Source organism: bacterium, assembly GCA_023382385.1.
In the GTDB taxonomy this organism is placed as follows: domain Bacteria; phylum Electryoneota; class RPQS01; order RPQS01; family RPQS01; genus JABWCQ01.
Genome location: JAHDVH010000005.1, coordinates 137041 through 152235 on the forward strand (window position 1 = coordinate 137041; position 15195 = coordinate 152235).

The 15195-nt window shown below is 53.3% G+C and carries 16 protein-coding genes; all 16 read left to right on the plus strand.

The window, feature by feature from the left end; genetic code table 11:
- The first annotated feature begins 462 nt into the window (after window positions 1-462).
- Genes KJZ99_11335 through KJZ99_11410 form a run of 16 tightly spaced genes read left to right on the plus strand, consistent with a single transcriptional unit; the run spans window position 463 to window position 15163 of the window.
- Window positions 463-693 carry a 4Fe-4S binding protein gene (locus tag KJZ99_11335; protein MCL4306500.1) on the plus strand — a complete coding sequence of 77 codons (231 nt, stop codon included), beginning with the start codon at window positions 463-465 and terminating at the stop codon, window positions 691-693.
- Window positions 690-1817 carry a 2-oxoacid:acceptor oxidoreductase subunit alpha gene (locus tag KJZ99_11340; protein ID MCL4306501.1) on the plus strand — a complete coding sequence of 376 codons (1128 nt, stop codon included), beginning with the start codon at window positions 690-692 and terminating at the stop codon, window positions 1815-1817. Before KJZ99_11335 ends, KJZ99_11340 begins: the two co-directional genes overlap by 4 nt.
- Complete coding sequence (locus KJZ99_11345; protein MCL4306502.1) at window positions 1807-2712, plus strand: 2-oxoacid:ferredoxin oxidoreductase subunit beta; 906 nt, start codon at window positions 1807-1809, stop codon at window positions 2710-2712. The genes KJZ99_11340 and KJZ99_11345 overlap by 11 nt, the downstream gene beginning before the upstream one ends.
- Window positions 2702-3274: a 2-oxoacid:acceptor oxidoreductase family protein gene (locus tag KJZ99_11350; protein MCL4306503.1), complete on the plus strand. Its 573-nt coding sequence runs from the start codon at window positions 2702-2704 to the stop codon at window positions 3272-3274. Before KJZ99_11345 ends, KJZ99_11350 begins: the two co-directional genes overlap by 11 nt.
- Before the next feature lie 25 nt (window positions 3275-3299).
- Complete coding sequence (locus KJZ99_11355; protein ID MCL4306504.1) at window positions 3300-4136, plus strand: sulfide/dihydroorotate dehydrogenase-like FAD/NAD-binding protein; 837 nt, start codon at window positions 3300-3302, stop codon at window positions 4134-4136.
- Complete coding sequence (gene gltA / locus KJZ99_11360; GenBank protein MCL4306505.1) at window positions 4129-5568, plus strand: NADPH-dependent glutamate synthase; 1440 nt, start codon at window positions 4129-4131, stop codon at window positions 5566-5568. The genes KJZ99_11355 and gltA overlap by 8 nt, the downstream gene beginning before the upstream one ends.
- A 32-nt stretch (window positions 5569-5600) precedes the next feature.
- The gene (ndhC, locus tag KJZ99_11365) at window positions 5601-5930 is read left to right on the plus strand and encodes an NADH-quinone oxidoreductase subunit A (GenBank protein MCL4306506.1); all 330 of its coding nucleotides are present in this window, start codon (window positions 5601-5603) and stop codon (window positions 5928-5930) included.
- A gap of 3 nt (window positions 5931-5933) precedes the next feature.
- On the plus strand, window positions 5934-6476 hold the full coding sequence (gene nuoB, locus KJZ99_11370) for an NADH-quinone oxidoreductase subunit NuoB (GenBank protein MCL4306507.1): 543 nt from the start codon (window positions 5934-5936) through the stop codon (window positions 6474-6476).
- Window positions 6460-8115: an NADH-quinone oxidoreductase subunit D gene (locus KJZ99_11375; protein ID MCL4306508.1), complete on the plus strand. Its 1656-nt coding sequence runs from the start codon at window positions 6460-6462 to the stop codon at window positions 8113-8115. Before nuoB ends, KJZ99_11375 begins: the two co-directional genes overlap by 17 nt.
- Window positions 8112-9074 carry an NADH-quinone oxidoreductase subunit NuoH gene (nuoH, locus tag KJZ99_11380; GenBank protein MCL4306509.1) on the plus strand — a complete coding sequence of 321 codons (963 nt, stop codon included), beginning with the start codon at window positions 8112-8114 and terminating at the stop codon, window positions 9072-9074. Before KJZ99_11375 ends, nuoH begins: the two co-directional genes overlap by 4 nt.
- On the plus strand, window positions 9074-9556 hold the full coding sequence (locus KJZ99_11385; GenBank protein ID MCL4306510.1) for an NADH-quinone oxidoreductase subunit I: 483 nt from the start codon (window positions 9074-9076) through the stop codon (window positions 9554-9556). The genes nuoH and KJZ99_11385 overlap by 1 nt, the downstream gene beginning before the upstream one ends.
- Window positions 9553-10101 carry an NADH-quinone oxidoreductase subunit J gene (locus tag KJZ99_11390; GenBank protein MCL4306511.1) on the plus strand — a complete coding sequence of 183 codons (549 nt, stop codon included), beginning with the start codon at window positions 9553-9555 and terminating at the stop codon, window positions 10099-10101. Before KJZ99_11385 ends, KJZ99_11390 begins: the two co-directional genes overlap by 4 nt.
- Window positions 10098-10406, plus strand: a complete 309-nt coding sequence (gene nuoK / locus KJZ99_11395) for an NADH-quinone oxidoreductase subunit NuoK (GenBank protein MCL4306512.1) — start codon at window positions 10098-10100, stop codon at window positions 10404-10406. The genes KJZ99_11390 and nuoK overlap by 4 nt, the downstream gene beginning before the upstream one ends.
- Before the next feature lie 2 nt (window positions 10407-10408).
- On the plus strand, window positions 10409-12283 hold the full coding sequence (locus KJZ99_11400) for an NADH-quinone oxidoreductase subunit L (protein ID MCL4306513.1): 1875 nt from the start codon (window positions 10409-10411) through the stop codon (window positions 12281-12283).
- Window positions 12276-13742, plus strand: a complete 1467-nt coding sequence (locus KJZ99_11405) for an NADH-quinone oxidoreductase subunit M (GenBank protein ID MCL4306514.1) — start codon at window positions 12276-12278, stop codon at window positions 13740-13742. Before KJZ99_11400 ends, KJZ99_11405 begins: the two co-directional genes overlap by 8 nt.
- On the plus strand, window positions 13739-15163 hold the full coding sequence (locus tag KJZ99_11410; GenBank protein MCL4306515.1) for an NADH-quinone oxidoreductase subunit N: 1425 nt from the start codon (window positions 13739-13741) through the stop codon (window positions 15161-15163). The genes KJZ99_11405 and KJZ99_11410 overlap by 4 nt, the downstream gene beginning before the upstream one ends.
- Window positions 15164-15195 lie beyond the last annotated feature (32 nt).

Below are 15195 nucleotides of genomic sequence, written 5' to 3' on the forward strand. Positions count from 1 at the left end.
TCACATGACACTGAGCCGCCGCGTATGAAACGAGCGACAGTATCACTCAGACTCGAGGAATCCTACTCAAAACAACAGAAAAGGCTGCAATTATCGCAAATCACGCCTTAATGTGCTAACCGCCCCAACCACTCCAAAACGCTCAAATCAGAGGCCCAGAAACCCTAAAAATCAGTCGCATGCCTCGTGATTTTTCGAATCTTACGAAACTAGTCCAATTCTAAGGCCCAACATACTCGATACTTTTCAATGATTGTTTACTGCACGCATTCTCTGTAACATAGGCACATATAGCTTGCAACTCGTAACCCTCGTTGGTACATTGAGGTCAATCATAAATCACGCGCTGGAAAGCATGGAAATCGCGTGCAAGCAGCAGCAAAAATGGCCCAAATTGGACCATAACTGTCTGATTAAGAAGGAGTACGCATGAGCATCGTGGAGACAACCTCCGCGAACGGAATGTTCAAGTTGGTGGTTCACGAGACGTGGTGCAAGGGTTGCCGCATCTGTGTGGACCTGTGCCCGACCAATACTCTGGTGATGGAAGATACGCCGGACCGTTGGGAAGGGGCGATTGTAAAAGTCGCAAACATGGAAGCCTGCAATGGCTGCGGAATCTGTGAGGCGGAGTGTCCGGATTTCGCCATCACCGTCTTTGCGGAAAAGCAGAAGGCCGGAGGTGCGGCGTGAACACCCGAGAACGAGTCTTCTGGGCCGGCAATGAAACGATCGCGGAAGCCGCATTGCGGGCTGGCTGTAACTTCTATGCCGGCTACCCAATAACGCCATCTTCTGAAGTTGCCGCGCTATTGTCGTTGCGATTGCCGCAATTGGGGGGAGTCTTCTTGCAAATGGAAGACGAAATCGCGGCGATGGGAGCGGTTGTAGGAGCATCGCTGGGTGGTGCCAAATCCATGACTGCCACCTCGGGTCCGGGATTCTCGCTGAAACAAGAAAACATCGGCTATGCGATTATGACAGAAACTCCTTGTGTTGTGGTCAACGTGCAGCGCGGTGGTCCATCCACAGGCACGCCAACTGCACCCGCGCAAGGTGACATCATGCAAGCAAGGTGGGGCACACATGGTGATCATTCGATCATTGCTCTTACTCCCGGCTATCCACAGGAAGTCTACCGTGAGACGATTCGTGCCTTTCACTTGGCTGAAGAATATCGTACGCCTGTCGTTCTGCTGATAGATGAGATCATTGCTCACACAACTGAAAGTTTTGAGTTGCCCACGGGAAGCGATCTCGATCCGATTCACCCACGCAGTTGGTATCAGGAAAGGTATGGTGCCAATAGCTACCGTCCGTTCCACGATTTCTATCAGGGCAAGCACATTCACATCACCGGTCTGACCCATAATCGGGCGGGTTTTGGAACCACTGCCCCTGAGATTGTTCAGGAGAGCATAGAGCATCTCGTCAACAAAATTTTGCTTAAGCAGCGAGACATCGAGCGCAATGAGTCCTATTTGCTGGATGATGCGGACATAGCAATCATAACATTTGGTTCTCCGGGCCGCGCCTCGAGAGTCGCCGTGGATGCTGCACGTGCCGAGGGAATAAAAGCCGGACTAATGCGCATAATCACTTTCTGGCCTTTTCCCAAAGACACCGTTCGCGCATTGACCGACAGGGTGAAGGCCGTGATCGTACCTGAAATGAATATGGGTATGCTGCGGATGGAAGTCGAACGTTCCGCGATGCGGAGAGATGTGAGCCTGTTTGGAGTAAATCGCGTCGGCGGAGTTCCGATTGAACCGCAGAACGTCTTGGACAAGATACGCGAGGTGCATCGTGGCCTTTAATTACGCAGAATGGTTGCGTCCAGAACTGATGCCGCATATTTGGTGCCCGGGGTGCGGGATTGGCGTGGTTTTGAAATCGTTGATTCGCAGCATGGAGTCGATGGGCTGGGATCAGGACACCACAGGATTTGTTTCGGGCATCGGATGCACGTCGCGAGCTCCGGGATACGTCAACATGAACACGCTGCACACGACTCATGGCCGCGCGTTGACGTTTGCCACCGGATTGAAGATGGCTGCGCCGGAAAAGAACGTCGTGGTTATGGCAGGTGACGGAGACTCTGCGGCGATTGGCGGTAATCATCTTATTCACAGCTGCCGCCGCAACATCAATATCACATTAGTCATCGTGAATAACGAGATTTACGGCATGACCGGTGGCCAGTTTTCACCAACCACTCCGGGCGGTGCACGTGCCGCAACTTCGCCGTATGGAAACATAGACCCGGGCTTTGATCTCTGTAAGCTATGTATTGCGGCAGGCGCGACCTACGTGGCGCGCGGACATGTAGCGAACGGGATTTATCTGGAGCGATTGATCAAAGGCGGGTTGGCCCACAAAGGCTTTGCAGTCATCGAAGTCATGTCCAATTGCCACACGCAATTCGGACGCCGCAATAAACACCCGGACCCCGCCGAACTCGTGCAGCACATCGCGTCGAATGCGGTAATGCTTAGCAAGTGGGAGAAAATGACCCCGGAAGAGCGTGAAGGCAAATACCCGATAGGCGTTATGCACAAAGTCACGGATCAGCCAGAATACAGCGAACGCTATGCGCAGCTTCAGAAGTATGCGCAGGAACGTGTGCGGGATGCGGCGCGCAAGATAGTCGAATCAGAATCCATCAAACCCAAGCCGGAACCGACCGGAGGAGGAAGCCCCTTTGAGGTCTGAAATTCGATTTGCCGGAGTCGGCGGCCAAGGGAATATTCTTGCGGGCGAGTGGGTGGCTCTCGCGGCGCACAATATGGGTTTGAATGCTCTACAGAGTCCAACCTATACTGCGCAAGTGCGGGGCGGCCCCACAACGGTGGACGTGTTGATTGACAAGGAGCCTATTGGCTACCCGCGCTTGACCAGTATCGATTTCTTTCTCTGTCTTGCTCAGAATGCATGGAAGCTCTTTTCCACTCAACTTCGCGAAGATACCATCGTCGTGATTGACCCCAATCTTGTGAAAAACACCGGATCAGGGCCGCAGCTAATCTATCCGATACCGATCATTCAGGTTACCAAGCAAACGGTCGAAAAGCCGGTGTTCACAAGTGCTGTTTCGTTAGGAATATTCTGTAAGCTGATGAACGTGATTCCGAAGGAAGAGATGATCCACACAATCGAGCAGAATGCCCCCGCTGGAACGGTTGAGAAGAACTTGCTGGCTTTTCATACGGGTTGGGACATTGTCAGTAATGTCACGCCGGTTCCGCGAAACGAGTTGGGAATGGCGAAAGTCTGATATGGAACGTGGCTACCACATACACATGCACCGACGGCTCGCGGATCGCATCCACGAGTACTGGGTCGAGGCACCTTTAATTGCAAAGAAACATCGGGCCGGTCAATTTGTCATTCTTCGCCTGCATGAGCATGGCGAGCGCATTCCGCTGACAGTCGTGGAGACCGACTCAGAACGAGGCTTGATCCGCCTGATTGTGCAGGTGGCGGGAAAGACGACCGAAGAGTTTGGCTACTATACGGCTGGCGACCGCATTCTCGATCTGGTCGGCCCCCTTGGACTGCAAACGCATATCGAGGATTGGGGCAAGCTCATCGTCATTGGAGGAGGTGTCGGAGCCGCGCCGTTGCTGCCGATTGCCAAAGCCGCGAAAGCCCAGGGCAATACAGTTCACGCGATTATCGGCGCCCGATCGAAAAACCTTCTCATCCTGACCGACGAGTTTGCAGAAGTTTGTGATGAATTGCGAGTTTGCACAGACGACGGCACTCATGGCTCAAAAGGATTTGTATCTGATGTGCTGGACCATTGGTGTGACGAGGGCGCAGGCTACAAATTCGGCATTGCCGTTGGTCCCGTGCCCATGATGAATGCTGTTGCAAAAGTCTTGAAGCGATGGGAAATCCCGGGACTGGCCTCGTTGAATCCGATAATGGTCGATGGCACCGGAATGTGCGGCGCTTGTCGCGTAACCGTGCATGGTGAGACACGCTTTGCCTGCGTTGAAGGTCCGGAATTTGACATACACGGAGTCGACTTCAACGAACTGACTCTTCGCAACCGTTCGTATGTGTCTGAGGAACACGTTGCGGTCGAACATCTGCACTCTTGTCACTTGACACAGGCCATCAGTCATGCCTGAACAGAAGCGCAATCTGAAGCTGCATCCCCCGCGTGTTCCAATGCCCGAACGCGATGCCTCTGAACGCGTTCAGGACTTTCAGGAAGTCCCTATTGGTTATTCGCCAGAGCAAGCGATTGCCGAGGCCAATCGTTGTCTGGACTGCAAGAATCCGAAGTGTGTCGAAGGCTGCCCGGTTAATATCGATATCCCGAAGTTCCTTCGTGAAATTCGCGAAGGTGAGTTTCAGCAAGCCGCCAACACGCTTCGCGCATCCAATGCTCTGCCTGCGGTCTGTGGCCGCGTCTGTCCGCAGGAGGAGCAATGCGAAGCTCGCTGCATCGAAGGTATCAAGCATGATCCGGTTGCGGTGGGCAACTTGGAGAGATTTGTTGCCGACTGGGAGCGGATGCACAAACAGGTTACGGAGCGTGTATCAGCAGAGCCAACCGGCCGGAAGATCGCTATCGCCGGTTCGGGACCGGCAGGACTCACTGTCGCAGGTGATCTGGCAAAGCTTGGACACGACGTGACCGTTTTTGAAGCATTGCATCGCCCAGCCGGAGTGTTGGCCTACGGTATTCCCACATTCCGCCTTCCTCGTGACATTGTGCAGTCTGAAATCGCCTACATCGAACAGCTCGGCGTTAAGTTCGTCTTCAACGTTGTTATTGGTGTTACCGTAACCCTTGACGAACTGTTCGCCGAAGGCTACGATGCGATCTTCATTGGAACGGGTGCCGGTTTGCCGAAGATGTTGGGTGTACCGGGCGAGAATTTGATCGGCGTTTTCAGCTCCAATGAATTTCTCACTCGAATCAACCTGCTCGGCGCGGACAAGTTCCCGGACTACGATACTCCCGTCCTCCATGCAAAGCACACTGTCGTGGTCGGTGGAGGCAATACAGCGATGGACTCGGCACGCGTTGCAAAGCGATTGAATAAGGCTAAAGTCTCACTGGTCTACCGCCGTTCAATTGACGAACTCCCCGCGCGTCGAGAGGAAGTCCATCATGCCCAGGCAGAGGGGATTGAGTTCAACCTGCTGTGTAACCCGATCGAAGTTATCGGCGATGATCAGTATCGCGTCAAAGCGATTCGCTGCATACGAATGGAATTAGGTGAACCGGATGCCTCGGGCCGCAGAAAACCGGTGCCCATCAAGGGCAGCGAGTTCGAACTCGAATGCGATGCGGTCATCGTTGCGGTTGGCAATGCACCGAATCCGATCCTGACCAAAGCGACGCCCAATCTTGAATTGACGAAGTGGGGTACGATAAAGGTAGACCCCGACACTTGCGCGACAAGCGTGCCGGGAGTCTATGCCGGTGGTGACATCGTGAGCGGCGCTGCAACGGTGATTCTGGCTATGGGCGCCGGACGCCGCGCAGCGAATGCCATGCACGATTACCTGATGAGTCTTCCACCGAAACAATCTGCACAGGCCAGCTAATGGAATATTTACGAGACATCATACCAGTCTCTATGGCAATCGGCACTCTGCTTTTCGGCGGATTGCTTGTAGGATTGCCTTATTTGGTTGCACCACGGAGCAAGGGCCGCTTCCGCACGGAAACGTATGAAAGTGGTCAGCCGATTATTGGCGAAGCATGGGTACAGGTGCGAGCCCATTACTACATTTACGCACTGGTTTTCATGGCTTTTGACGTGGAAACGGCGTTCATCGTTCCATGTGTCGCCGTGTTGCGCTCTTGGGATAGCTGGTTACCCGTCATAGAAGTGGCGGCGTTCTTGATTATCCTCAGCTTGTCCCTGGTGTATGCGTTGAAGAAGAAAGTACTGGAATGGAATTAGATCATGAATGACGATCATCGTGAACCTATAGAACCTGTCGAACCGAACGACGAAGGTCATGACTCGGAGAGCATACCGCCGATTGTACGCTTCCTGCCTCTGCAGAAGGCACTCGACCTCGCTCGGGCAAATTCACTCTGGCCGCTGACATTCGGGATCGCCTGTTGCGCGATTGAAATGATGGCTGCTTCGGCAAGCCGCTATGACACCGACAGGTTTGGCGCAGGCGTCTTTCGGAATTCACCGCGACAGGCCGATTTGATGATTGTGGCAGGAACGGTGAATTTGAAAATGGCACCGATTATCAAACGACTTTACGATCAGATGCCTTCACCAAAATGGGTAATCGCACTTGGTTCGTGTGCAATTTGCGGCGGCCCGTTTGATCAGGATGAGAATTACGCGGTTTTGCAGGGTGTTGAGAAGATAGTACCGGTGGATGTCTTCGTTCCCGGATGCCCTCCGCGCCCGGAAGCCCTGATTCACGCAATTCTCGAGCTGCAGGAAAGTATCAAAGCAGGAACGACAAATGCCACTCGAGCCTGAAGCGGAAGCTCCGGTCTCGGAGCAATCAAGCAAGTACTTGGAACTGATAGATCGTCTGAAAACAGCGGGTGCCACCGAAGCCGGCGCAGTAGATTACGTTAAGCACGGCGTGGACGTTGACGTCGTGGTGACACCGGCGCTGCTGCATCAAGTTGCACGTGTTTTGAAAGAACTGCACTTCGCTCTCGAGGCCGGAATTGGAGTCGACCGGCAGCCTGAGTTGGAAGTGCTTTATCTTTTCAAGCCGTTCGCGGACGGGCCACGCATCAGACTGAGAGTCCGTACGGATCGCGAAACCGCGACTTTGCCTACACTGAGCAACGTGTTCGCTGGAGCGGACTGGTATGAGCGTGAGATCATGGATATGTTCGGTATCACGTTCAACGACCATCCACATCCACGGCCGCTGCTTCTTCCTCACTTCACGAAGTTTCATCCGCTTCGCAAGGATTTTCATGGTGCACCGATTGTGATTCCCGAGGACACTGTGGAGATACCTGAAATTGATGTTCAAGCGGCTATGAAGCTGGGTCAGGGGACTGACGGCCGCAGGGATTACTTCCTAAACCTGGGACCACAGCATCCTTCGACCCACGGAGTGCTACGAATTCTCCTGCACATCGAAGGAGAGACTGTGCTTGGCGGACGCTGTCATCTGGGGTACAGCCATCGCGGCACGGAGAAACTGGCTGAAACGAAGCAGTATGTGCAGTTCTTGCCATACACCGATCGCATGGACTATCTGTCCCCGTTGAACTACAATTGGGGCTATGCGAAACTGCTGGAGCGTGCGGCCGGTATTGAGTCGACCCCGCGTGCAGAAGCCCTTCGTGTCATCATGGGAGAAATGGGCCGCGTTGCCAGTCACCTTGTTTGGCTGGGGACCTACTTGCTGGACCTCGGTGCCATCACGCCATTCCTCTATTGTTTTGAGGACCGTGAACAAATCCTCACGATTTTTGAGCGAGTGTCCGGACAACGTATGACGACGTCCTACATTGTGTTTGGAGGCGTGCGCAATGATGTGTACAGCGAGTTCGCCTCGGAAGTCCGGAAATTTGTCGACCACGAGCGAAAACGGTTGGTTGAATACGAAACGCTCGTAATCGAGAACGAAATTTTCCTGATGCGCACGCACGGCGTTGGCAGGATTTCAAAAGAACAGGCGCACGAATTTGGAGTTACCGGACCCTGTCTCAGAGGCTCAGGGATCGACTATGATGCGCGCCGTGATGAGCCCTACTGCGACCTCTATAAAACATTGGAGTGGAAGGTCGCCGTGGATCAACGCGGTGATTGTCTGGGACGCTCACGAGTCCGGATGACAGAGATGGAGCAAAGCTTGAATCTAATCGAGCAAGCACTCCAAAAGCTGGAAGATGGGCCAATCCGCTCCAAAGTGCCCCGCATCTTCAAGATCCCTGAAGGTGAATACTACTCGATCACCGAAGGACCACGTGGCGTGATAGGCTGGTATTTGATCGCAGACGGCACTACCAATCCCTATCGTCTGAAAGTTCGAGTTCCGTCCTACGCAAATTTGCAGGTTGTTGAGCAATTGATACCCGGAACGCGCGTAGCGGATGTGGTTTCAATCCTCGGCAGCCTTGATGTAATTATCCCGGAGATCGACCGGTGAGTGTGCCTGAAATTCTTATTCGCCTCGTGCTGGCATTTGGAGTAGTGGTCACGTTCGTCGCTCTGAATGCACTGTTCCTGGTCTGGCTTGAACGAAAAGTGTCAGCGGTCATTCAGAACAGAATGGGACCGATGGAGGTTGGGCCGATCGGGCTTTTCCAGACGCTTGCTGATGCGCTAAAGCTACTTGGCAAAGAGATGATTACGCCAGGCTCTGTGGATCGCGTCACGTTTGTTCTCGCCCCCATCATCACCTTTCTGCCCGCGCCGCTTCTTGTTGCGGCAATTCCCATCGCAGGCGGAATCGGGGTGAGTGATTTGAACGTCGGAGCGTTATACCTGCTGGCGATCGCGAACATTGCTTTCATTGGTATCCTGATGGCAGGATGGTCGTCAAACAACAAGTATTCTCTGCTTGGCTCAATGCGAGCGGTTGCGCAGAACGTCAGCTACGAGATCCCGATGTTGCTCGCGGTCCTGACCATTATTCTGATGGCAGGTTCCTTGAAATTGAGTGACATAGTGGCTGCACAGGATCCCATTCCTTATATAGTGCTTCAGCCGCTTGCCTTTATCATCTATCTGATTTGCGGAGTGGCCGAATCCAACCGCACTCCTTTCGACTTGCCGGAAGCTGAATCAGAACTCGTCGCAGGATACCATACAGAGTTTACAGGCATGCGTTTCGCCCTGTTCTTTCTTGCGGAGTACACGCAGGTATTCGTCCTATCTGCAATCGTGACCTTATTCTTTCTCGGCGGATGGAACGGCCCGCTGTTGCACGGTGCCGTCTGGTTCTTCCTGAAGACTTATTTGGTCATCTTTGTTGTTATGTGGCTTCGCTGGACCTACCCGCGACTTCGCTCGGATCAATTAATGAATTTTAACTGGCGAGTTCTCCTTCCTCTCGCAATCGTGAATCTGCTGATCTCAACAGTCGTTTACCGGGGAGGACTATAATGGCAGATCGCGAACGAGGATTCTTCCCCGGACTGGTTAGTCTATTAAGCGGCCTCGGCGTGACTTTCCGCAGCATCTTCCGGCGCCGCGTTACAATTCAGTATCCGCATGAACCGGTGCCTGTATCACCGCGCTATCGCGGCCCGGTTCGTTTGATTTCGGACGATGTTGCGGCTGAACACAAGTGCATTGGTTGCTTGGCGTGTCAGCGCATCTGTCCAACGCACGCAATCCCTGTCTTGACGACGAGGAAGAACGAGCAGAACAAGAACGAACCAGTAGACTTTGTGATCGATGATGCGCTCTGCTGTTACTGCGGACTATGTGTCGACGTTTGTCCCACAGAGGCGCTTGAGCATACAAGGATCGGTGACATGGCGGCCTATTCTCCTTCTCTCTTGAGACGCGAAATCCTTAAAGACAATGTCATAACCTCTGACAACTTCCCGACTCGCAAGGGCAAAACGGGAGGCAAAGCGTGAATGACTACCTGTTTCTGATGGGCGTGATCACGTCTTTGTCTGGAGGTATGATCGCGGCGATTGCGCGCAATTTGTTCCATGCAGCACTGGGACTTGCTCTCACCCTGACCGGAACGGCAGTGCTCTTTGTGCCATTGGGCGGCGAGCTGATTTCCGTTCTCCAGATTCTCGTGTACTTGGGAGCTGTGGCGATCGCTATCTTATTCATCTTGATGCTGTCCCCGCCTTTCTACTTGAAGCGTGGACAGCGCAATGCTCTGAAACTACTTGCTTCCGTGATTGTCACGTTAATCGTCGCTGTCCCGCTCTTGTCAGCTGCCTTTTCGGTTAAGGCGAAAGGAATCGTGTCATACACTCCGCCGACTGTACAGCAGATTGGCCGCGTGCTACTCGACGAATTCGTATTCCCATTCGAGGTAATTTCGGTGCTCTTGACCGTTGCCATAATCGGAGCGATAGTCATCGCTCGCGATTTGCCGGACGAAGAGACAGCAAGACTGCCCAAGCCCACTGCGACCTCAACCTCAGGGGAGGTGCAGCCATGATGTCCCTGACAAGCTATCTTGTTCTTGCGGCTATCTTATTCCTTCTGGGCGTGTTTGGAATAATTGAGCGCAGAAATCTCGTTGGACTTCTGATTTCTATCGAGTTGATGCTCAACTCTGCAAGCATAAACTTTATGGCCTTCAACCACTACTTGTTCCCCGGCACAGTGACGGGCCAAATCATGACGCTTTTCGTGATCGGCTTGGCCGCAGCGGAGGCCACCCTGTTTCTCGCAATCGTCTTTGCGGTTTATCGTCATTATCGCTCCATCAATGTGGAGCAAGTAGATCACCTGCGCGGCTAATTATGATAACTGAAGCTACGCAAATACAACTTGGCATCGCGACTGTTCTGGCGCCGCTGGCGTCTTTTGCATTGATCGTTCTGTTTGCGATGCGTCGGCCTGGCCTTGCGAAAGTCATTTCTCTCACGGGCGGGACCCTCAGTCTGGTGTTCGCAAGCCTGCTGCTGTGGGGTGTCGGCGAACCCGGTTTCAAGATACAGGCGACCTGGGAATGGCTCTTGAAAGATCCTGCCGGATTCTCGATTGGCATTCTGCTTGACCCGCTGTCACTCGTTATGCTGTGGGTTGTGGCGGTGATTGGGTGGCTCGTGCAATGGTATTCCGTGTCCTACATGGAAGAAGACAAGAGCCAGTCGCGATTCTTTGCATTCATTTCACTCTTCTGCTTTGCAATGATGGGCTTCACTGTCGCCCCCAACCTCTTGCAGTCCTTTATGTGCTGGGAGTTGGTGGGTCTCGGTTCATACTTGCTCATCGGATTCTGGAACCATCTGCCTTCAGCTGCTACAGCCGCGCGCAAGGCGTTCGTCGTGACGCGTCTTGGCGATTTGGGATTCTTCGTGGCCTTGTTGCTGGCGGCAACCGGCCTTGGCACGCTGGACTTTGGTGCGCTTGCGCAGTCAAAAATGGCTGGCGGCTGGCAATCCGCGCTGGCCGGATATGATTATGGAGTTTGGATTTCGCTGGCGCTATTCCTTGCCGTTATCGGCAAGAGTGCTCAGTTTCCGCTCTATGGATGGCTTCCGGACGCAATGGAAGGTCCGACACCTGTCAGTGCGCTGATTCACGCGGCAACCATGGTGGCTGCTGGTGTGTACCTTCTCGCACGTGTCGCCTTCGTTGTTACGCTTGGAAGCGAAAGTGTGCAGGCGGTCTGGCACGGACTTGCCATGCTTGCGATGCTCACCGCTCTGATGAGCGGCATGGTAGCCATCGTTCAGAGTGACATCAAACGCGTATTCGCCTATTCGACCATCAGCCAATTGGGTTATATGGTGGTCGGCATTGGGTCCGGTGCGGTGATTGCGGGAATGATGCACCTCTTCACACACGCATTCTTCAAAGCTCTACTATTCTTGACGGCGGGTGCGTTTATTCATGCAGCGCATTCGAATTCAATTACGGACATCGCAAGGGCCGGCGGGGCAAAGCTGAAACTGCCGATGATTGCCCTTGGGGTTGGATCGCTGGCCTTGATGGGGATTTTCCCGTTTGCCGGATTCTACAGCAAGGATGCCATTCTCGAGCATTTGCTGGTCAGAGGCGACTGGTTACTCCTTGGTGCAGCGCTAATCGGTGTGCTCATAACGTCTTACTACACGGCACGTGTCATTTTCTTAATGCTCAAAGTTCCGTCAGAGGAGCATCACGGCCATAAGTTGCATGTGGGAAGCTGGATGAAACTCCCACTCACAGTGCTGACAATTGGTGCGGTGGTAGCTGGTAATCTTTGGCTCTGGAGGGTCGAGCATTGGTTCACCCTCCCGCACGGCGATCATGGCTCTGCAGCGCTCATCACGGCGGCTGTTTCAACGCTATTCGCGTTGGCGGGGGCTTACTACTCAGCTCGTGTGTTTTACTGGAAGAACTCGGAAGACCCGATGGCTAACTGGGTGGGCTTCGCGCATCTTCTCCGCGAGAAGTGGTATCTTGACGCCGCTTATGAAAAGATAGTCCATAAGATCTATTTACCGTTTACAGCCTTCTTGAATCGTGTCGAACTGGCAGTGGTCAAGGGCGCCTTGGACGGAATTGGCAAAAGCAGTATGGCAGCAGCACGTACCTTGGCTCGTGCGATGACTGGAGAAGTGCAGCAGTACGTGAGCGTTTCCTTCGCAGTCGTCGCCGCAGTCGTCATCATATTAATGAATCGGTAGCAAGAATATGGATTTTCCGATTCTCTCAGTTATTCTTCTTTGTCCGGTATTTGGGGCTCTCGTGCTGTTTGCAGTTCCGGACGGGAACGACAAAGCGGTGCGCTGGATCTCACTGGCAGTCTCGCTCGTAGCCATGTTCTTCTCTGTATGGATGTTCATGGCTTACGATCGCGCAGTTGCAGGATTTCAATTCACGGAACAGTATGCTTGGGTTCCCGGGTTAGGTTCTAGCTACCATGTTGCGGTGGATGGAGTTGGAGCAACGCTAGTGCTTTTGAATGCCATCGTGATGCTGACCGGCGTCGTAACGTCCTTCAGCATCGATTTTCGCGTTAAAGAGTACTTCATTTTGTTCTTACTGCTGGTAGCGGGCGTATTTGGCAGTTTCATTAGTCTTGACTTCCTGGTCTTCTTTATCTTCTTTGAAGTCGCTGTGCTGCCGATGTACCTCTTGATCGGAATCTGGGGCTCGACAAACCGGGAATACGCCGCGCTCAAATTGACGGTCATGTTGCTGGCTGGCAGTGGCCTTGTGTTTGTCGGGTTGATCTTGGTCATCTTCACGAGCACCGCGCACACGTTTGATTTCCTCGTCTTACGTGACACCGGATTCAGCCACGACTTTCAGAATTTAGTCTATCCACTGATGTTCTTGGGTTTTGGAACGCTGGCAGCGGTCTTTCCGCTTCATAACTGGTCACCGGATGGTCACGTCGCGGCGCCCACTGCGGTTTCTATGCTGCATGCAGGCGTTCTGATGAAGCTTGGCGCCTATGGCGTCCTCAGGTACGGAATCGAGTTGTTTCCACACGGAGCACAGACCTGGGCACCGGTAGCGGGACTCCTCGCAGCAAGCGGTGTAGTGTATGGTGCCCTTGTGGCGGCACAGCAAACGGACTTGAAGTATATGATAGGGTACTCGTCCGTGTCACACATGGGTCTTGTTATGTTTGGTCTCGCGGCGGCGACACCTATGGCAATTAATGGGGCTGTTTATCAGATGTTCTCGCATGGGATCATGACAGCACTCTTCTTCTCTGCAGTCGGCTTCTTTTATGAACAGACCCATACTCGTAATATCTACGATTACGGAGGACTGGCGCGTAAGGCGCCTTGGGTCGCTACGTGTTTCATCATGGCGGGGCTTGCAGGTGTGGGCTTGCCGGGGCTTGCCGGCTTCCCTGCCGAGTTTATGATTTTCCTTGGCGCCTACGAGCGTTTCCCTGTTCTGACATTGATTGCTGTGCCGAGTCTTGTCTTCGGAGCCTTCTATATGCTTCGAGTACTGCAGCGCGTGTTCTTCGGACCCGAAGCCGGAAGGACACCGGAAATTAGAGATGTTGGGATCTTTTCCGGTTCCCCGCGCGTCCTCTTGGCCGGTCTATTGATCCTTTTCGGCGTCGCGCCGAGATTGCTGTCTGACGTCATTGCACCCTATGCACGGGAGCTCCTGAAATGATTATGCAGATGCTCCCCGAATGGACCACGCTCGGTTCACTACTCATTCTGTTCGGCTTGACACTCAGTAACAAATTAGGCGAGCGAACGGCACGACTCGCAGCGTTGATCCTAACTGCGCTTGTTGCGGTGGCTGCCTTTGCGGCGACATCACAACAAGGGATTCTCTTTGCGAATAGTTATAGAATTGATTCCTATTCGCAGTTCTTCAAGCTGTTAATGGCTATCGGACTCTTTGCGAACGCCCTGCTCGGCTGGCCGCTTCGTTCGATTCCCAAAGTGCAGCGTACGGAGTATTATTTCCTGTTCTTTGCCGCCGGATTAGGCATGATGCTGCTGGCGAGTGCGTACAGCTTCCTTGTGCTGTACGTCGCCATGGAGTTGTTGTCTTATTCGATGTATACTCTGGTTGGCATGCGTCGCGCTCGGACTGAGTCAATTGAAAGTTCGGTGAAGTACCTGATCATCGGCGCGTCTGCAAGCGCAATTGGTCTGTTCGGAGTGAGCTATATCTACGGTGCCACTGGCAGTTTGAACTTTGGAGCCGTCGCTTCGCAATTGGCGAGTGCTTCTGCAAATCATGTCTTACTCCTGCCGGGCCTCGTGCTTGTCCTAAGTTCATTTCTATTCAAACTCGCCGCATTCCCATTTCATGCTTGGGCACCCGATGCTTACGAGAGTTCTGCATCCCCCGTGGCTATGTTCCTCGCGTCTGTTTCCAAGCTTGCAGGTATCGCAGTTCTGTTCCGCCTTGTCTACCTTGTGAAACCCTATCTGCCGGAGTTTGAGTTTGTAGTTGGACTACTCGCTCTGGCGTCAATGACGTTCGGCAATCTCGTGGCGTTTCGGCAGACGTCCGTTAAGCGGCTTTTCGCCTATTCCAGTATTGCACAGGCAGGTTACTTGATGTTAGGCATGATTGGCCTGGGAGCAAGCGCACCCGAAGCTGTGGTGTTCTACTCGGTGATCTATCTGCTGATGAATCTTGTGATCTTCACAGTTGTGCTCGAACTCGAACGTGAAGGCGAAGATCCGCGGCTGCAAAGTTTCCAGGGCCTTTATCGCCGTAATGCCTTGATGGCGATGGCGCTGCTGGTTTCCTTGTTCTCGTTAGCGGGTGTTCCCCCGCTCGCAGGCTTTTTCGGCAAGTGGCTGCTATTCAGCAGCGCGGCGACTGCCGGCCACGTCTGGTTTGTTGTCATCGCAATTTGCAATAGTGTACTGTCATTATACTACTACCTGTTCCTTGTGAAAGCTGCGTACTATGGCGAAGTGCCCGAAGGTTCGGCTGTGGAAACACGTGGCGGCCCGCGCGTGGCGATTCTGTTCGTGACTCTTGCCATCACGTTCCTCGGCATTTATCCGCGAATTCTAACTGAATACATCGGCAGCCTGAATCTGTCCAGAACAATGCTGCCGTAAGTCCATCAATTCACAACTTTGACTGCTACCAG